This is a genomic window from Algoriphagus limi (genome assembly GCF_024919275.1).
In the GTDB taxonomy this organism is placed as follows: domain Bacteria; phylum Bacteroidota; class Bacteroidia; order Cytophagales; family Cyclobacteriaceae; genus Algoriphagus; species Algoriphagus limi.
Genome location: NZ_JANWGH010000003.1, coordinates 292,593 through 312,062, shown reverse-complemented (window position 1 = coordinate 312,062; position 19,470 = coordinate 292,593). Strand labels below are relative to the sequence as shown.

At 41.5% G+C, this 19,470-nt stretch carries 17 protein-coding genes; 3 read left to right on the top strand and 14 right to left on the bottom strand.

What is annotated here, in order from left to right:
- Positions 1 to 23 precede the first annotated feature (23 nt).
- From NY014_RS13465 to NY014_RS13450, 4 genes are all read right to left on the bottom strand, one after another.
- Positions 24 to 878, bottom strand: coding sequence for a glycerophosphodiester phosphodiesterase family protein (locus tag NY014_RS13465; RefSeq protein ID WP_259415105.1), 855 nt, complete (start codon positions 876 to 878; stop codon positions 24 to 26).
- Positions 865 to 1,302 (bottom strand): UPF0158 family protein, encoded by a 438-nt coding sequence (locus tag NY014_RS13460; RefSeq protein ID WP_259415104.1) that lies wholly within the window; start codon positions 1,300 to 1,302, stop codon positions 865 to 867. The genes NY014_RS13465 and NY014_RS13460 overlap by 14 nt, the downstream gene beginning before the upstream one ends.
- A gap of 92 nt (positions 1,303 to 1,394) precedes the next feature.
- Positions 1,395 to 2,042: an alpha/beta hydrolase gene (locus tag NY014_RS13455; RefSeq protein ID WP_259415103.1), complete on the bottom strand. Its 648-nt coding sequence runs from the start codon at positions 2,040 to 2,042 to the stop codon at positions 1,395 to 1,397.
- Positions 2,039 to 2,521 carry a cytidine deaminase gene (locus NY014_RS13450; protein ID WP_259415102.1) on the bottom strand — a complete coding sequence of 161 codons (483 nt, stop codon included), beginning with the start codon at positions 2,519 to 2,521 and terminating at the stop codon, positions 2,039 to 2,041. The genes NY014_RS13455 and NY014_RS13450 overlap by 4 nt, the downstream gene beginning before the upstream one ends.
- Positions 2,522 to 2,641: 120 nt before the next feature.
- Here NY014_RS13450 and NY014_RS13445 point away from each other — a divergent pair, with 120 nt between their 5' ends.
- Positions 2,642 to 3,973, top strand: coding sequence for a saccharopine dehydrogenase C-terminal domain-containing protein (locus NY014_RS13445; protein WP_259415101.1), 1,332 nt, complete (start codon positions 2,642 to 2,644; stop codon positions 3,971 to 3,973).
- On the opposite strand, the gene NY014_RS13440 is transcribed toward NY014_RS13445, so the two are convergent.
- The 10 genes from NY014_RS13440 to NY014_RS13395 all read right to left on the bottom strand — a co-directional run bounded on the left by NY014_RS13440 (position 3,970) and on the right by NY014_RS13395 (position 15,729).
- Complete coding sequence (locus NY014_RS13440) at positions 3,970 to 5,040, bottom strand: DUF4249 domain-containing protein (protein WP_259415100.1); 1,071 nt, start codon at positions 5,038 to 5,040, stop codon at positions 3,970 to 3,972. The two genes, NY014_RS13445 and NY014_RS13440, sit on opposite strands and share 4 nt — an antisense overlap.
- On the bottom strand, positions 5,040 to 7,445 hold the full coding sequence (locus NY014_RS13435) for a TonB-dependent receptor (RefSeq protein ID WP_259415099.1): 2,406 nt from the start codon (positions 7,443 to 7,445) through the stop codon (positions 5,040 to 5,042). Before NY014_RS13435 ends, NY014_RS13440 begins: the two co-directional genes overlap by 1 nt.
- 10 nt (positions 7,446 to 7,455) lie before the next feature.
- Positions 7,456 to 8,922 (bottom strand): IPT/TIG domain-containing protein, encoded by a 1,467-nt coding sequence (locus tag NY014_RS13430; RefSeq protein WP_259415098.1) that lies wholly within the window; start codon positions 8,920 to 8,922, stop codon positions 7,456 to 7,458.
- A 103-nt stretch (positions 8,923 to 9,025) separates the two neighbouring features.
- Entirely contained in the window at positions 9,026 to 9,733 is a 708-nt protein-coding gene (locus tag NY014_RS13425) for a tRNA1(Val) (adenine(37)-N6)-methyltransferase (RefSeq protein WP_259415097.1), read from the bottom strand.
- Entirely contained in the window at positions 9,733 to 10,335 is a 603-nt protein-coding gene (locus tag NY014_RS13420) for a DUF2179 domain-containing protein (protein WP_259415096.1), read from the bottom strand. The genes NY014_RS13425 and NY014_RS13420 overlap by 1 nt, the downstream gene beginning before the upstream one ends.
- Before the next feature lie 60 nt (positions 10,336 to 10,395).
- Entirely contained in the window at positions 10,396 to 11,559 is a 1,164-nt protein-coding gene (locus NY014_RS13415) for a CynX/NimT family MFS transporter (RefSeq protein WP_259415095.1), read from the bottom strand.
- Positions 11,560 to 11,637: 78 nt separating this feature from the next.
- Positions 11,638 to 12,666 carry a ferrochelatase gene (gene hemH, locus NY014_RS13410; RefSeq protein ID WP_259415094.1) on the bottom strand — a complete coding sequence of 343 codons (1,029 nt, stop codon included), beginning with the start codon at positions 12,664 to 12,666 and terminating at the stop codon, positions 11,638 to 11,640.
- 97 nt (positions 12,667 to 12,763) lie between these two features.
- Positions 12,764 to 13,999, bottom strand: coding sequence for a cation:proton antiporter (locus NY014_RS13405; RefSeq protein ID WP_259415093.1), 1,236 nt, complete (start codon positions 13,997 to 13,999; stop codon positions 12,764 to 12,766).
- A gap of 6 nt (positions 14,000 to 14,005) precedes the next feature.
- Complete coding sequence (locus NY014_RS13400) at positions 14,006 to 14,836, bottom strand: universal stress protein (RefSeq protein ID WP_259415092.1); 831 nt, start codon at positions 14,834 to 14,836, stop codon at positions 14,006 to 14,008.
- Between the two features lie 179 nt (positions 14,837 to 15,015).
- The gene (locus NY014_RS13395; protein ID WP_259415091.1) at positions 15,016 to 15,729 is read right to left on the bottom strand and encodes a hypothetical protein; all 714 of its coding nucleotides are present in this window, start codon (positions 15,727 to 15,729) and stop codon (positions 15,016 to 15,018) included.
- 320 nt (positions 15,730 to 16,049) lie between these two features.
- Here NY014_RS13395 and NY014_RS13390 point away from each other — a divergent pair, with 320 nt between their 5' ends.
- A complete protein-coding gene (locus NY014_RS13390) occupies positions 16,050 to 17,642 on the top strand; it encodes a M14 family metallopeptidase (protein WP_259415090.1) in 1,593 nt (530 codons plus the stop codon).
- 13 nt (positions 17,643 to 17,655) lie between these two features.
- Positions 17,656 to 19,389 carry a M14 family metallopeptidase gene (locus NY014_RS13385; RefSeq protein WP_259415521.1) on the top strand — a complete coding sequence of 578 codons (1,734 nt, stop codon included), beginning with the start codon at positions 17,656 to 17,658 and terminating at the stop codon, positions 19,387 to 19,389.
- Positions 19,390 to 19,470: the final 81 nt, after the last annotated feature.

Genomic DNA, 19,470 nt, shown 5'->3' with positions numbered 1-19,470 from the left:
AAAGAAAAAATAGTAAGAATGGGCTATTTGAGTCCATATCTAAGCTGATCTCGAAGCAATATGGGGAAATCGCTCACTATTACCGAGGCTTGACGAACTTCCTGAAAAGAGCGATAAGTTTTTCCTTTATCAATTTGTGCTTGCTCATCAATTGCTCCCATCACATCGGTCACAATGGGAATAGAATGATCGCGAACCAATTGATACAACTCAATCGGAGCTTCTTTAGAAACATAAGCCAAAAATTCCCTCTCAGTAAAAAGCTTTTGATAATAGGCAAGGTCCTCGGCTCCGTTTACTAAAACAGAAATCAAAAATTCACCTGGAATCTGATGAGCTTCACTTGCTCTGTCTCTTGCAAAAGTCAAAACCAGACACCGATCGGAAAGGTCATAATCCTGAACCATACCCAACACTTCCTCAAGAATGGGCTCTTTGACATCTAGCATCAAATAGATTTGATTTTCTTGGGCAAATTCCAGCAATTGAGAAAATCTAGGAAGTAGCTCACCTGAGCCTGTTAATCTTATTTGTTGAAGTTCTTCTGCGGTTTTCCCGACTATTGGACCATTCCCATTCGTTGTCCGGTCCAAAGTTGCATCGTGTAAAAGATAAAGTTCCCCATCCCCTCCTTTTCTGACATCTATTTCAAAAAAGTCAACGCCGCTTTCATATGCTTTTTTGATCCCAAAAAGAGAATTCTCCAAAGTCTCTCCATCAATTACTCCACGATGAGAAACGACAGATAAGGAATTATCAGAAAGCTTTTGGGAAAGGCTTTGGCCAAGTGAAATGGTTGGAATCAGTAAGCCTAAGGCAAGGACAAAAAAAGACCTAACAAGAAAGAAATCTGCTTCTTTAGAATTAGTCCTCAGCATAGTTGAACCCATCTACCTGCTCACGAACCCAATCCATATATTTCCCTTTTCGGTACTCTTGCCATTGGTTTTTGTATTTGGACTCATCGATCAAAAACTTGAAAGCAGTCAAAGATTTGGGTTTTGTGAGGGCATTGACTAGATCCTCCGCAAGGTTACGCTCCTTCACTTGGCGATCTATAAAATCCTGCATGATTTGATGTTCCTGCGAGATTTCCATTTTGGTGAATTCTGCATAGTTATCTGGATCGGCGTCAATATCATCCAAAATATCCTCCTCATCCGGTGTCAAATCATAATTAAAATAATCCTCGTCATCAGGCATTTGGTGGATTTTCCTTTTATCGATTTGGAAAAAACACACCATTCCTTTCAGGAGTTGGGAAGAGATTCTATCTACCTCTTGTTCAGTAAGCGAAAGCATTGCTATTAGAAAATTTCAGGAAAATTAATCAAAGTCCAATTTTGTGCAAATTGTTTTTTTCAACACAAATCAAAAGCCAAAAAACAATTGCTTTATGCATTCTCTACAATTTTTCTCAAAAGGTCAAATTTCAACTCATGACCTCCCTTAAATTCCAGTCGCTCAACGGGATTCCCCAATTTCTTGATAAGCTCTTTTTGGCGATCCAAACTTTCTGGAGTAATGATATCATCCTCAGTTCCCAAAACCATTGATATCCGGGTGCGTTCGAATTTTTCGCGAGCTACTTCCAGCACCATATCTTCCGCAAATCCACCAGCCCAAAGGACTAAAGTTGAAATCTTTTCCTCCCACTGACTTGCCCACCGGGTGGCAGTCGCTGCACCTTGTGAAAACCCGAGAACATGAATTCTAGGCTTTGACTCAAACTTTTGAAGGTACTTTCCCACCAAACTACCCAGATAGCGATGGTTATTAGTAATCGCCAATTCCCTTTCATAGCGAGTCATCCAATTAGCTCCAACCCGGCCTTTAAAGTCATGGAGATAAAAATAATTCGTCCCTTCTGGAGCCAAGAATAGCCTTTGAGAATTAGCCAAGGGCATGAATTTCCGAAGGAAAAACTCCGCTAGCTGCCCATATCCGTGAAAAACGATCCAAAGGTCTTGAGGAGTCGAATCCGGTTCATGAGACAAGAAATAACTCGCTTCAAAAGAAAATGGATGAGTGCTTCGGATCATTTGGAATTCAAGTCGTCAAACTTCAAAGGTAAAAGTTTTGCAATTCCAGGAATAGAATAAACCCGACCATCAGGCCGTAAAATGATCAGTTTCAAAGGTTTATGGAAGCGGTTTTCCACTTCATTGATTACCTGTCTACAAATCCCACAGGGTGATACGAAAGCCCACTGATTCTCATCTTTCTTCTTCGCAACCAAAGCCAAACAAATCGGAGCTGATTCGGGAAAATTTGCGCCTGCATAGCTTAACACCAGGTGTTCTGCACAGACGCCTGCCGGGAAACTCACATTTTCCTGATTACTGCTTTGTAGGACCGATCCATCCTCTAACAATACGGCTGCTCCCACCTGAAAATTAGAATAGGGAGCATAGGCTTTTTCGCTGATTTTTTGGGCAGCAAGGACTAAGTTTTGCTCAGCAGCACTTAAATACTGATAATCAAGAACTTCAAATTCTTGATGTGTAGATGTTTTAGTCATGTAAATTGAATATGGGAAAAATAAGACGAAAAACCTGTGTAAATGTTTTTCAATTTCCCTTCAAAGACTTTTTTCCTCCGGCTTTTATTCTTCAATTTTAAGAACCCAAACCCTTTCACTATGAATCGAATTTTAATTCTAGGAGGCGGAAAATCCTCCACTTTTTTGATTGATTACCTCGCAGACCAAGCATCATCCAAAAATCGTCATGTCGTCCTTGCGGATTTGGATGTTGAATTGGCAAAAAGAAAGCTGAAAGGAAAGGCAAATACCGAAGCAAAGGCCTTAGACATTGGAGATGAAAATGCCCGTCGACAATTAATCAAAGAAGCAGATGTGGTAATAAGTATGCTTCCAGCAAGGATGCATCCGCAAGTAGCGGTTGATTGTCTGGAACATGGAAAACATTTCTTCTCAGCCTCTTACGAGAGCAAAGAAATGCGACAAATGGAAGCCCAAATTCGTGAAAAGGGCCTCTTTTTTCTAAATGAATGCGGTTTGGACCCCGGGATAGATCACATGTCTGCCAAAAAAATAATTGACCAAGTGAAAGCGAATCAGGGCGAAATCCTTTCTTTCAAATCCTTCGCGGGCGGGCTGCTTTCTCCAGAATGTGAAGACAATCCCTGGAAATATAAGTTTACCTGGAATCCTCGAAATGTGGTTTTGGCAGGTCAAGGTATGTCTCGCTATATCGAGCAATCGAAGCTTAAATACATCCCCTATCATCAACTTTTTAAACGAGCAGTAAAAGTAAGCTTTGATGAATTAGGTGATTTTGAAGGCTATCCCAATCGAGATTCTTTGGCCTACAGAAAGCTTTATGGCCTAGAAAATATTCCAACCATGCTTCGTGGGACACTTCGAAGAACAGGGTTCACCAAAGCATGGGATGTGCTTATTGAGCTTGGTCTTACCGATGACAGCATCGAATTGAACCCACCATCAACTAGCACCAAGCGGGATTTCTTAAATAGCTTTTTACCTTTTGATCCCGAGCGATCAGTGGAAGAAAAATTGAGCAGCTACATCCCGGATATGGATTTCCCAACTTTCGAAAAAATACAGTGGCTGGGATTGTTTTCCCATGATCCGCTTCCGATTTATCAAGGTTCACCTGCTCAAATTTTACAGGCCATATTGGAGAAAGAATGGACCTTAAAAGCAGATGATCGGGATATGATCGTCATGCAGCATCAATTTGAAATCAAGGAAAATAACTCTACCCGAAAATTAATATCCAGCTTGGTCGTAAAAGGGGAAAACTCAGACCACACTGCCATGGCAAAGACAGTCGGGCTTCCTTTGGCAATCGCAGTAGATTTATTTCTGGAGGGAGAAATTCAACTTTCAGGACTTCATCTTCCAATTATCCCTGAAATCTACCTGCCGATATTGGACCGGTTGGCAGACTATGGAATTCATTTCGACGAAAAGGTCTTAGAAAATTAAGGATTCCAGTCCGCAGGAGGATCCAATTGAGCACCTTCTACCTCACGGCAATCATCTGGGATAATGCTCCGCGGTTGAGCAAAAGTAAGTTGGGATTTATCTATATAAATCCTTCTTGTTGTTTCAGCTCCTGCTATAAAGTACCCTAATACTACCTCATCAGGATCTTCAAGATTGATCATGTTGCTTCGAATATTAGCAGGTGGGGGATCGAAAACAGATCCACTGATTTCAGTTTGTTGCTTCACCAATCGAAGGAATCGATAGGCTTCTTGGGAAATACTGATTTGTCGTAAATCTATACGATAAGTATTCACAAAGCGCAAGCCATCATCTTCCACGAACCCAGCTACTAAACGGGTATTCAGCCCATTGAAATTATCATCATTGGCGATGTATATTCCACTGTTATTCACCTGCTCAGATCGAAAACAAGCAATACAACAATCCTTTGGTTGCGGATCCCGACTGGGATTTATATCAGATGGACGAGGTGTAAAAATGTCAGGCCTGGTTTCTAAAATATAGACTGAGGGGCCGTTTTTCCATAGATAAAAATTATCTTCATCAATGGGATCCTGAACATCTACTACCAATTGAACACCTGATCGAACATTTTCTTCTCCCTCTACAGGAATCGTCAAAGTCTCGATCGAAACGGAATTGATCTCTGGAACTGTTTGAACTTTCTCAGGAAAAGAGGAATATACTTTGCCTTCTGGAGTCTGAATTTGGAGAGTATAGGATCGACCGGGACTAGTCGCAAAATCAGGAGGAGTCAAATAACTTCCCCTATCTTCAGGGTTCTCCTCTAAGAAGACAACATCTCCTAAATCGTCACGAACAACAACCGTAGCTCCACGAACAGGTCTAATCAAGCCTTCAAAAACGGACCCGTAAGTATCACTTCGAGTCAACCTAACCTCCTGTCTTCCAGGAACAGATGTTAAGACAGCCTCTACAGTCAATAACTGCTCACCTGTATCTAATCCTACTTCGTAAGGATTAATGCAGGCCATTGGCAACAAAAGCAGAATATATATAAGTCTTTTGAACATGTTAGGCATCAGAACTTGATTGAATAACTCAAACTAGGAAGTGGCACTCCGAGAACAGCCAAACGAAGGGCTTGTGGCGGCGCACCAGCTTCATCTACAAAAAAGAGTGAAAAAGGATTTTTTCGACCATAAACATTCAATACAGAAAAGGTCCAATCTCCATCCTCAAAGAATCGACCTTGACCTTTCAACTTGAAATTGACAGCGAGATCTAAGCGGTGGAAATCCGGTAATCGCTGTTCATTTCTTCGATTGAAATAGGCTAGGTTATTTCCAGAATAATCAAATTTCACCTCAGGAAAAGTAACCGGTCTACCAGTACTGTAACCAAAGGTTGCTGAAATGGAGGTATTGGTGCTGACCTTATAATTTCCAATCAACGTCACATCATGAGGTTTGTCAAAATTTGAGGCAAACCAATCTCCATCATTAATAATCTCCTCTTCAAAGGCAGTAATTACCTGGCGGAGGCTTCGGGAATAAGTATAAGAAACCCAACCGGTCAAACGGCCCAGATTCTTTTTCACATACAATTCAACCCCATAAGCTCTACCTTGTGCTGGAACCAACTCTGTTTCCACATGATTTTGGAGAATCAGATTCGCTCCATCCTTGTATTCCACTACATTTTGAATGTCTTTGTAATAGACCTCAATGGATGTTTCGAAGATATTTCCTTTGAAATTATTGTAGAATCCAAGGGAATACTGATCCACAATCTGAGGTTTCAAAAACTCATCACTAAGCTTCCAAATATCTGTAGGCGCGATGGTAGCAGTGTTAGAAATCAGATGGATAAACTGATACATTTTATTGTATCCCGCCTTGATTGAACTGTATTTTGAAAGGGAGTAACGAATGGAAGCTCTTGGCCCAAATCCATCGTAGGAAATTATTTTTTCTCCGTCTCCGTAGGTAGTTTCACCAATGGCACTACCATCTGAAATAGGTTGATTTTCAGCGTATTGTCGAACCGTTCTAGGACCGAAATATTGAAAGAGATCATATCGAACTCCATATGACATTCCGAATTTTTCCCCAACTTCAAATTCATGTTGGAAATGCGCTCCCATTTCCCTTCCATATTCATCCTGTACCTTTTGAGGTAAAATCCCGGATTCTTGCTGATTGCTAGGGACTAATTCTCCCGGCTGTAATGTCAAATCCTTGAAATCACCCCCGATAGTAATGATATTGGTCGGGGATAAAGAATAGGTCGCAAAAACCTTCGCTCCATAGTCCACAATTCCTGAATTGAGATCAAAATCATTGATCCCTGAGCGATTGAATATACTATAGTCGTATTGGGTCAAATAACCCAAAGCCTGCACACCTACTTTCTCTCCAAAGCGTCCTTTCCAAGACAAAGAATGAGAGTTGTTTTTCCAAGAAATCGTGGTATCCGAAGCGAACGCAAAATCATCATAGGAGGTATAGTAGCTATAGGTAAATTCCTGCTCTTCTGAAATTGGAGCAGATATTACCAAGTTACCATCGTAAAAATTCGCCTGGGAATTCTTGAGGTCTGGATTGCTGAGCGAATTCAAAAACCAATTAATGTAAGAACCTCGGAATCCGCCTCGAATAGAAACTTTATCCTTTACCAAAGGTCCGTTTATTCCGATTTTTCCAGAATAATTACTCAACATCAAATCCCCACCCCAGTTATCAATACTTCCTGCTTTAGGCAAAATATCCAAAATCGAAGAGCCTCTCCCTCCAAATTTTGGCGGAATCACAGATTTGTAAAGAGTTACATCATTTACAATATCTGCATTGAAAGAGGTAAATAGACCAAAAAGGTGAGTTGGATTATAAATTGGAGCACCTGCAAATTGAATCAGGTTTTGATCCGCACCGCCTCCACGAACATTTAATCCTGCGGCAGCCTCCCCAACTTGCGATACACCGGGAAGTGTAGCCATAGACCGAATGATATCCACTTCACCCAAAAATGGAGGAAGTTCTCGAATGGTATTCATACTCATGGTAATGGCTCCCATATCAGTGGAACGGATATTTTTCTCCGGATCTCGTCCAAATATGACTACATCCTCTAATTCAAAATCTTCTTGAATCATCCGCATGGAAATCCTTCCATCTCCTACCGCCACGATCGGATAAGTAATGCTTTCATAGCCCACATATCTGAATTCTAGGGTGTATTCAGCTCGATCCAAAATAAAATCAAACTCGCCATTATTATCAGTAATTTTTGTCTGATCAATCTCGGGTATACTAACGGTAGCACCAATTAGCGCTTCACCGGTGATTTCATCAATGATTCGACCAGTAATCCGGATATTTTTTAGCTGACCAATATCCCGACCGATGACCGTTCGCTTCGGCTGATCCTGAGCAGACAAACCCTGTAGGATAATGAATGCTAAAAAGGTAAAAAGCAGTTTTTTCATACTATCCATATTAAATCCCATTAGGATCAAAACGATACAAATCCATTGGATACTGACCTGCAAGTGTAATGTCCGGTACTCGTATGATATATATATTAGGGCCACTTACAAAATGCCCTACCAAAACACTTTGTGGGAGCCCAGGCATAGGATTTTTTCGAGTCCAAGTAAAAGTATCCAAATCCAACTCCCACAACTCATTTGTCCTTTCAAAAAGACCGATATATGCTTTGTTACCAATTATTCGAGCCATCCCTCGCCCATTCCCTAAATTGCCAGGAAAAGATGCAATTTCTTCCCAAGTCTGAAGACTGAAATCAAAAGTCCAAATCGATGCATCGGATGTACTTAACAAATAAGCCTTGTTTTGATACGTGAAGGATACATCATTACGTCCAAATGAAACAGGTGAATTTGGTAAAACTTCCCAGCTTTCCGTAGAAGAATTAAACTTCGAGAAAAATGGCATCGAGTTAGCATTGCTGCCTAAGACATACAAATCCTCTTCAAATTCAAAAGCCAAAGCATCACGAGTTAAAAAAGGTAAATCCGGCTTTTGTATAAATTGGCCTGATTCAAATTTCCAGAAAGTAGGATCAAAAACAAAAGGATTGGATCCTAGCTGAGACAAGCCCCCTCCAATATATCGATCGGTAAAAAATGCAAAAGAACGACTGGACCCAGGAAATTGAACGGACTCCCAAGATGAAGAGGCTGCATCAAACTTTTGAAAACCATTGATAAAAGACAACCTCCTTTCCGAACCTAAGCCTATATAAAATTCATTTGGCCCATTCTGAAAAAATACATTATCATACAGCTTTATTTCTTGAGGATAGGTACTTATTAGCTCATAAGTCCCTATTTGATATTCAAATAATGTTGGAGAACTTACCTCCCTGTCTTGTACTTGCACCCGAATAGGTACTTGAGCTTCATCTCCAGGATTAGGAACTCGCACTAACAGTTTACTTTGCAAGGTATTTTCCAGAACTTGAGCTTCTTGATCACCAAAAAAGACTCTAGTGTCTTCTCCAAAGTTCCTACCTTCTATAATCAACTCTTCACCAACAGCTGCAAACTCTGGAGAAAATGATTTTACAGCTGGTTCCAAAGTAGACAGTTCCAAGGAATTGCCAAAGATCATTTCACCGCTAAGTTCCATGAAGGACTTTGCAAAATAAATAGTGCCAACCTTCAAGCCGGAAACTTCCCCGATGAATCTTCCAGGGCCACTTTTCTCCCCTAAAGAAATGATTTGAGGGCTTGAAAAAGCTTCATCTTCTGCCAAATAAAATCCATGATCTTGAACCTGAACATCTTGGTCACTAATCACCCGACCTAGGAGCCGAACTTGATCTCCACTCGCAAAAAGCACTTCCTCCGTGGTCACAAACGTCACCCCCAAATTCTCTTCTGTGCATGAAGCTATCCAAAAGAGCATTAAAAGAATGCCTAAAGACCTTAATTTCAACATGTGTGGTAGTTTTTAAAAACTCAAAATTATAGAAATCGCTTCCCCCTGCAACGGCTTATCCCAAATCTTCTATTCTTTTTTAAGAAAAAAGACAAAGATTTCCTCAGTAACCTAAAAGGAATCCAGAAATCAGCTTTCGATAAGACTCAGAAAAATCACCAATTTCATCTTTAATGCTAATGTATTCTTCTTTTAGATCCTGAATTTCACGTTTAAATCCACATATTTTTCGATGAGGGTTTTTACTAGGTCGGTCTTGAATCAAAATTGATTTAAAAGGATAGATTTTAAGAGGTTCAAAAAAGTGAATTAGCTTTTCCATTTCAGAAACAGGTAATATCACCCAAAATTCTCCTTCTTTGTCTAAAAGGCAATTCACTGCTTCACATAACTCCGGAAATGATAAATCATCTGTATGCAAGGCCCTTAGCCTTTGCTGATTCTGAGGAAGTAAATGATCAGTAAAATAAGGGGGATTACTTACGATCAAATCAAAAAGCTTTTCCGAATGAAAATCCTGAATCTTTCCTTCCAGTAATTTCAACCTTTCCGAAAATGGACTTGAAGCAAAATTTCCAAGAGCTTGATCAGCTGCATCATGATCTAACTCAACTGCTATGATTTGTGCATTCTTATAGCGCTGAGCTAGCATCAGAGCTATTACACCTGTCCCAGTTCCAATATCCAAAATGGTTTTTGGATTTGAATGATTCGCCAAAGATCCCAATAGGACAGCATCCGTAGACACCTTCATCCCGCAGCGATCCTGCTCGATTCGAAACTGCTGAAACTGAAACCAGGAATTCCCCATTAAATTCTAGCTCTTCTACCCAACCAATTTTTGAATCGTGGACGATCCTCCATCACATTCAAATCATCTTCTGAAATCCTCTTGACGCTTTCAATGGTGTAGAAGGCTTTTTCATCAATTGACTTAACCTTATCAATAAAAGTTTGTAGCGTATCTCGCTTCATGACCGTAAAGAGCAAATTTACTTTTCCATATCTTCCCTCAGCACCTACACTGGTAAATCGGTAATCTTGTTCCTTCATGTATTCTACCAATTCAGGTAGGGGCTTGGGTGTAATAACACGAACCAAAACGCGTCCCAAGGCTAATTTTTCATCAAAACGCATTCCCACATAAGTTCCCATCCCAAAACCAGCCGCATAGGCGATATAGGATATCGGGTTATTGATATTCTGAAAAATCTGCCCGATTGCTAGCAACCAAATTAAGGCTTCAAAAAAGCCCAAAATGGGAGCTATATTCTTTTTCCCATTCATCATAAACATGATCCGTAGGGTATTGATGGACACATCCCCAACTCGGGCAATAAAGATGAGTGCTGGCATGATGAAATAGGTAAATACCTGTTCGGAAAAACCCATTTCTGTGAAAAACTCTTGCATAGCGATAGAATTTGAGCGCAAAATTAGCCGAATAAATCCAGCTTAGAGTCAAAAAGTAAATCAGATTTTTTGATCCTTACCGGCTCCCCAACCGAAAATCAAAAACTGAATGGTCATAGCCAACAAAAACCAATTCAAAAAATCCCAATTCCCAACCAAATCCAAGGAAACTCCAAAAAGCAAAGGACCTAAGGCTGCCAAAATATATCCTGCAGATTGGACCATACCCGAAAGCCTAGATGTAGTCTGATCCTCGATGGTTCGCAAGGAAATTAAGGTGTAAGCTATACTCAAACTTGCTCCTGAACCTATACCTATAATGGTCATCGAAGTAAAAATAATCCATGTCTCATTCCAAAAAAGGAGACTATACCCTAGCAAGTATCCAATTGAAACACCCAGAATTACTCCTTGCTGCTGACGTAATTTCATCAACAGGCCCGGTGCGAAAAAAGTCCCAATCAAAGAAATCAGCTGCATGTAAGAAAGAGCTAAACCTGCACGCACAGGTGTCATGCCTTTGGATATAAGCATATCCGGTAACCAGGTCACCATCGTGAAATACATCACGGATTGGGCTCCCATGAAGAGAGTGACCTGCCAAGCCAATTTTGACTTCCATACATTTTTACCGGCTATTTCAATCCCAGATTTTGGGGATGGTTTAGCTTTGGCCTGAGGAAACCAAACGGCTAGGGCAATTACCATCAAAACCACCCAAGAAGCAAGCGAACCTCTCCATCCCCAGCCTAAATCCACAGCCAAAGGAACACTAACTCCTGAAGCGATAGCCGCAAATAGGGACATCCCAGTAGAAAGAATTGCGGTCAATAACCCTAACTTTTCAGGAAGATGTGACTTGAAAAAAGGAATCATCAAGACATTGGCTATCACGATTCCTATTCCTGTAAGAGCCGTACCGAAAAACAGCAATTCCACTCCCCCTAAAACCCGCAAAATCACACCTATTGCAAGGATTGATATTCCTAAAAAAATGGATCGCCCATTTCCTATTCGCTTACCGATTCCCGGTGAAAAGAGCGAAAATATGGCAAAAGTAAATAGGGTAAGCGTAGTCAATGAACCAGCCAAACCATTAGAAATCCCCAAATCCTCCCGGATAAATGGAATCAAAGGGCCAACAGAGGCAATTGATGTTCGGAGGTTAATGGATATGAGGACAATCCCGAGAATCAGAAAAGCCCGACTCGATGCTTTTGACAAAGTGATGGGTTTAAAACAGCTACGAATTTCGAGAAAATTCGGGAATTCTAGGTAAGACTAGAAAATTGATGCTACTTATTAAGCGCGGCTTTCCACCAAGTCCTTGATGCATTCTACCCAAGTGTCCGAAGAATTTAAGCTCGGAACCAAATCCCATTGCTCTCCTCCCAACTCTTCAAATTCTTCCTTGTACTCTTCTCCTACCTCCACAGTTGTTTCAAGGCAATCTGCCACAAAAGCAGGTGAAAACACTAACACCTTTTTGATACCTTTTCCTGCCAATTCCTTAATTACATCCTCTGTATATGGCTTTACCCAGGGATCATTTCCCAAGCGGGATTGGAAACAAGTTGTAACCTTTTCTTCAGGAAGACCAAGACGCTGAGCAACTAGACGAGTGGTTTGGAAGCATTGAGCTCGGTAGCAGAATTGATTTTTGGCGCCGTATTTATTGCAACAAGCGCCGAGTTGGCAATAATTTTCGACCGATCCTTTTCGGATTTGTCGCTCCGGAAGACCATGATAGGAAAAGACAAAATGTTCGTATTCCCCCTTTTCCATCATTTCTTTTCCCAATTCTTCCCAGGCTTGTAAGAATAGTGGGTGCTCGACAAAATTACTGATGAAAGAAATTTCAGGGATGATTTGCCATCCTCTGACAATCTCCATCACCTTGTCAATTACGGACCCATTTGTCGCCGAAGCATATTGTGGAAAAAGCGGAACCACAATGATCTTCTTCACCTTTTCGGCCATCAATTCAGCAAGCCCTTTTTCGATACTTGGATTCTGATAGCGCATGGCAATCTTCACCAAAAACTTATCTGGATCAAGCTTTTGAACCAATTTATCGCGAAGATCTTCTGTATGGAAAAGCAAAGGTGAACCTCTATCGGTCCAAAGTTTTCGGTATTCCTTGGCCGACTTTGGAGATCGGAAAGGCGCTATAATCAAATTGACCAACATCCATCGCGGGATAAACGGGAAGTCAATCACACGTCCATCCATTAAAAATTCGCGAAGGTATTTGCGGACATCCGAAGTTTGAGTGCTGTCAGGTGTTCCCAAATTGACGAGTAAAACGCCAATTTTTTGAGCCTTTGCCATATCGTTTGCTAAGTGGGTGAATTTTTACAACCCAAAATTACACCTGAAAGTTAATTCTACCCAATTGAACAAATTGATGAAGGATTGAGAAAAGCTTTTAAAACTTAAAATTCCCCGCCCACCGCATCAATGGACCGGAAGCAATACTGGAAATCAAAGCTAAAATCACCAAGCCAATAAATAGGGAATCAGATACGAGTCCGTACTCCAAAGCAATCAAACCCAAAATAATATCCATACTGCCTCTTGTGCTCAACCCAAAGCCTGCGATGACCGACTGTTTCCTTCCAACGCCTGCAAATCTTCCCCCCAAGTAAGCTCCATAATACTTGGTCAACAAACCGACAATCACTACTACACCTGTCACTCCTAGGTCAAAACTTTCAATAAAATTGACCTTTAAACCGATCGAAACGAAGAAGATTGGGGCAAAGATATTGTTAATGAATTGGTGTAGAATCTCCTTGGCTTTCTCAGTCAAATATTCCGAATCACCCAATGCCACGCCAATGATAAATGCACCGAAAATGGCATGGATTCCAATGAATTCAGTAAAAGAAGCTGCCAAGAAACAAAGCGCCAAAGACAGAGAAAGTAAACCTCCCGGCCAGGCTAGCTTTTTATTTACCCAAGGCAAAGTCCTGTTGATCAAACCCTTTCCTACTGTCAACATTACCAAAGTGAAAAGCAAGGTCAAGCCTATCGTAGGCCAAACTCCCAAACCTCCACTACTAGTTTCAGAAAGAGATAAAATCACCGAGAAAACAATCCATCCCAAGACATCAACAATCATAGCTGCAGCGATGATTAAGAGGCCTGTAGGAGTTTTAAATAGGTTCAAATCCATTAAAACCCGGGCAACCACCGCCAAGGCTGTGATACTGATTGCCAGCCCAAAAAAGGTGGAAGCGACCATTCGGTCATTGATATTTACTCCCAAAAATTCCGGGAAAGCATAGGCCACCACAAAGCCGGCAATAATTGGCAACACCATGGAAGCGACTGCGATTTTAAGCGCATTTTTCCCTTGATTCCATACAATTTGCAGCTCTACTTCCAGTCCTGCAATGAAAAGAAGCAAAACCACAGAAATCTGCACAAAGCCATCGAGCGCGATATTCGTATTCCCTCCTCCTCCAAAGAGATAGGTATGGAATTCAGGCATGACTGTTCCCAAAATGGTGGGTCCTAAGACAATCCCTGCTAGGATTTCACCTACCACGGCAGGCTGTTTGATTTTCCTAGCCAACTCTGCAAAAACCCTTGCTATGATGAGCATAGCAGCAAGCTGTATGAGGAGATTAATAACCTCCTTATGGTTTAACGTTTCCATGGAGGTTTATTTTTTAACGATTAAAAGATTACAAGGCAAAGTACTGAGAAGCTCTTCCAAATCATGAGGAAAGAGTCTGTCAAAGAAATTTAATTTTCGGGTATCCCCCACTACCAGAAGGTTAGCATCCGTTTTTTCACAGAATCGAGCTAGTTCCACCGCCCATTTTCCTCCGGTTACTTTGATGTTTATTTTCAATTTGCCTGGATCGAGGGTATCTAGGATTTTTTGGACATAATCGATTTCATTTTGAACCAATTGTCGTCGTGTCTGTGCAATCTCCTCCTCCGAGTCCTCACTTGCTGTACCCATTTGCAAGCCGTACAGCTTTATCTCATTCAAGATGGAGACCATATCTGCCTTCACAATTTTGGAAAACTCCAACCCTTTCTCAATCACATAAGGAGTGATTTCCAATTGGGTTCCGTTGATTACCACACGGGAAAATTCGGAAGTTTCCACTCGAGGCTCAATCAGCGTCAAAACAGAACAAGGTGCCTTTCGAATAATTTTCCGGCCCACTGTTCCCATGTAATATTTGAAAAGCCCCTCATGCTTCAAGGCACCGGCTACTAACAAATCCACATTTTCCTCTTCACATGCCTTGACAATCATTTTCACTGGCTTCCCCTCCTTCCAAACTACCTTGATTCGGAGCTTGTCACAACCATGCCGAGCTAGCATTTCATCTAGCTTTGCTTCCAATTCAGGAGTTTTGGTTCCCACGTGAATCAGCAATAATTCCGTATCAAAAAGAATAACGAGGCGTTTGACTTCTGCAATCAAGGCCTCAATTCTCGGAGAAAAAGCGATGGCCAGAGCGATTTTTTTATACATGGAAAACAGGGATTTTTTTCAAATAATAAAAATTTCTCCTTTGCTCCAACATAAATCTTTGGATTCCACTCCTCCAATTTCGCTTCATTAAAAGCTTTATTGGAAGTATTAACTCTTTAAAGTTAATGATTACTGGGTGTCGTTTCGGAAAGATTGATTTTTAGAAGAGATTAAGTAAATCACTTTTTTAAAAAAGGATACACTCTTCGATGTAATTGGAAATTCTCTAGTTTAATATCATCCACTCCAATATCATCAAAGGGATATTCCATTTGATCCTGAATATTATAAAGGGCAATAAGGATAAATTCTGTAACCACTACTATGAAATAGATGACCAGATCGCTGTGGGCTACCCCAATATTGTAATTTACTGTTGGAGAATAAATGAAAGGAAAAATGTAAATAAAAACCAAGCAATATGCCTTTAAGGCTCTTGGAGTTCGATGAATATTTATTGCGAAAACATTCTCAAATCCCTCCTGCATATCATTCATATATCTAAAAATCCTGTCTTTGATTCTTCTTGGGATAAAATCCTCCAATTCTGAAATATGCGTATGGAAATCATGTATAGCCCGATCTACCGATTCCACATTTTCTTCATTGTTCTTCAGGTGGCTGACGGCTTGATCGCTTATTCGAGAAAGAATGTCTTCTGTTTTCTGCTTTTCCTCTTCGGACAAATCAGTACTGGTCTGCAAGTAAAAATTTATAGTTACCATGGCAGACCGGTACTTACTGAGATGCTCAAGGGCTTTTTCTCTCCTGCGGAAAGCTCCACGAATATTAAAAACCAAAGGAAAAATAATAGCTATACTGAGCAGCGTCAGATCCAGGTTATACACCAAGTTGAAGTGAATGGAAAGGAAAGTAACAATTACCGAAATCACTAGGGTGATGTACGTCCTGCTATTTAATATGGAAGTGTAAAGTTTGATGACCTTAAATTTTGTTCCACAAACCAATCCCTTTTCCTTAAGTTAGTGAAAATCCATTTTCGATAATCATCCAACGCTTCTTTTTTGAGACTATTTAGAATGATTTTTATTCATGAATCTTTTTGATGTTAGGATTCCACTCATCCAAATTAGCTCCCATTCACGCTTTTTTTAGGAGGGAAAAATAAGTCTAGGTGGGGAAGTGGAGATATTTTGATAAAATTAGACATTGATATGGACTATTTATCTAGCGAAAAACTAATCCAAACCTTATGAAAAAATTCTTTTTCGGCTGCTTGTTGGCTGGAAGTGTTTTGATTTCTGGTGCTTCCATGGCCCAGAATGATTACCCAACACTTTCCCAACTAGAACAGCGACTTCAAAAAATTGGGGCCAGCTCAAATGCTAGCCTTGAAAGACTTGCCCAAACTCCAGGAGGCAATCCCATTTGGGCTCTTAAAATTGGATCCGGTAACCAAGACGAAAAACCTGCGATAGCAGTAGTCGGGGGTGTCGAAGGATTCCACGTACTTAGTGTTGAATTGGCTACTCAATTTGCTGAGAAGCTAATCAATGAACATTCGGATGTCTTGGAAAAGACCACTTTTTACATCTTTCCAAATATGTCTCCGGATGCTTATGCGCAGTACCATGCAAGCTTGAAATATGAGCGCCGTGGAAATGGGGCATCTGTGGATCATGACCGGGACGGAACTCCAGGCGACAATGGATACAGCGACCTGAACGGTGATGGGTATATCACCTGGATGCGAGTAGAAGACCCAATGGGAGATTATGTTGTTTCCAAGGAAGACGAGCGAGTTTTGGTAAAAGCTGATCGAAGCAAAGGAGAAGCAGGAAGCTATCTGGTATTCAAGGAAAGCAAGGATGATGATCAGGATGGCAACTTCGCCGAAGACTTGAAGGAAGGTATCGCTTTCAATAAATCCCTGACCTACAAATTCCCTGTTTTCGAACCTTTGGCTGGAGATATTGCAGTATCCCAACCCGAAAGCCGAGCGCTTTTGGATTACCTTTTTGATCAGTGGAACATCTTCGCTTTTGTGACTTTCTCTCCTGCTAACAACCTCTCCTCTCCTTTGAAGTACAATGCGCAGAATGCCAGAAAGCGGGTAGTTACTTCCATTTTGCAGAAAGACGAAGCCATCAATGCCATGGTTTCCGACCTTTACAAAAGCACAGTTTCTCAAAAGGCTTTTCAGCAAAACAACCAAGGCACTGATGGAGATTTCTTCCAGTGGGCCTACTTCCATTTTGCCCGATTAAGTTACAGTACACCGGGCTATTGGGTGCCCGAATTCAAAGGTAAGTCCAATGCTGAAGCCAACTATTTGGCCTGGGCAGATTCTTTGGGATGGAATGATGTCTTTGTTCCCTGGACAGAGATATCCCACCCTGATTTCCCAGGTAAAAAAGTAGAGGTTGGAGGAATTAAACCATTTGTGATGGCTAATCCTCCTTATGAAAAAGTAGGCGAAATCGCTGATGAGCATACGGACTTCATTCTCAAGCTAGCTGAGATGCAGCCGAATTTGGAGGTTCAAAACCTAAAAATTGAATCTATCGGAAATGGGTTGACACGCGTTTCTTTGGACCTTTTCAACAACGCACCACTTCCTACTCATTCCGAAATGGGTGAACGTTCCCGTTGGCTACGAAAAATCCGAGTGGATCTGAATGCTGGGGAAGATCGCCTGATTTCAGGTGAAAAAATCCAATTGATCGACTCCATTGGAGCTTATGAGAAAGTGAGTTTGAGCTGGATCATCCGCGGAAAAGGGGATGTAACCCTGAAAGCCGGTGCAGCTCATGCAGGATTTATCAATGCAACGTTCAAACTCTAAAGCCATGAAGACTATGAAAATCAAAAAATATTTCCTTGCCCTGGCTTTGAGCGCAGCCGGATTGGCAAGCGTGGACGTGAATGCGCAGGAGAAGTTCTTCAAAGCAGTTGGCTCTCCACACATGCCTAAGGTAGAAGTAGCATGGAATCGCTACTATACTTATGAAGGATTGGTCGATGTCATGCAAAAAATCGCCAAGGCTCATCCTGATTTAGCAAAAATCCAATCAATCGGTAAATCGTATGAAGGTCGGGATATCATGACCTTGACGATTACTGATTTTTCCGCAGGAAAAGATACAGACAAACCGGCCATGTGGATCGATGGCAATATTCACTCTAATGAAATTCAGGGGGCTGAATTTGCTTTGTATACAGCCTGGTATCTGACCGAGATGCATGGGGATACGGAATTTATCCAGGAATTGCTCCGGGATAAAACTTTTTATATCACTCCTACAATCAATCCAGACGCTCGAAATGACTTCTTTTTGAAGCCAAATACCCAAAATACACCTCGATCTGGTGTTATGGTATTGGATAATGACGGAGATGGATTAGCTGGTGAAGATGAAATGGACGACCTAAATGGAGATGGTCACATTACCCAAATGATCCGAAAAAGCCCAACGGGACGATACATTAAAGACCCGCTGGATCCTCGTCGCTTGGTACCGGTAGGGCCTGATCAAGTGGGAGACTATGAAATACTCGGTCAAGAAGGAACCGATCTTGATGGGGACGGACGTATCAATGATGACGATGTCGGCTACTACGATCCTAACCGAGATTGGGGCTGGAACTGGCAGCCGGATTACATTCAGCGAGGAGCGCTTCGCTATCCTTTTACCCTTCCAGAAAATCGCTCAGTGATGGAGTTTGTGATGAAGCACCCCAATATCGCTGGGGCTCAGAGTTACCACAACTATGGAGGAATGATCCTTCGTGGACCAGGTGCTGAAGAGGATGTGAATACCTACAACCGCGAGGATATCCGAATCTACGACGCCATTGCCAAAAAAGGCGAAGAAATGATGCCTGGATATCGTTACCTCACTGTTTACAAGGATCTGTATTCGGTATTTGGAGGAGAATTGGATTGGTTTTATGGGAATCGTGGGATTTTCACCTATTCCAATGAGTTGATGATTTCTTATCTCTACTTCCATCAAAATGCCGGTAGAGGCAATCAGGAAGAACAACTCAAGGTAGATCAATTGCTGACCTTCGGAGATGCTTTTGTGGACTGGGAGAGCTACGAGCATCCGCAATATGGAGAGATTGAGATTGGAGGTTTTAAAAAGACCTTTGGACGTGCCCACCCGGGTTTCTTGATGGAACAAGATGCGCACAGAAATTCAGCCTTTACGATTTACCATGCCTACCACACGCCGAAGCTATCCGTGATGGATGTAAAAGAGGAAGACTTGGGCGGTGGACTGAAAGCGATCACGGCTACCATCTTCAATGAGCGAATGATGCCAACACACTCCTCGCAGGATTTGAAGTACAATATCGAGCGTCCGGACTATGTGTCCATTTCCGGGGCTAAAGTTGTGGCAGGTTTTGTAGTAGAAAATGAAGACTTCAAGAGCTATCAAGAGCAGAAACTTCGACCAGAACGAATCGCCGTTGACAATATCCCTGGAATGAGTGCGGTGAAAGTGAGATGGATTGTATCTTCTGCTTCCAACTACAGTATCACCGTCGATTCTGCCAAAGGAGGAAAGGCAAGTTGGAGTAAATAAGCTTTTCGCTTAAATAGATTATCAAGAGGCTGCCTATATTCATTTGTCACATTGAGCGGAGTCGAAATGCAGCAGAATCCG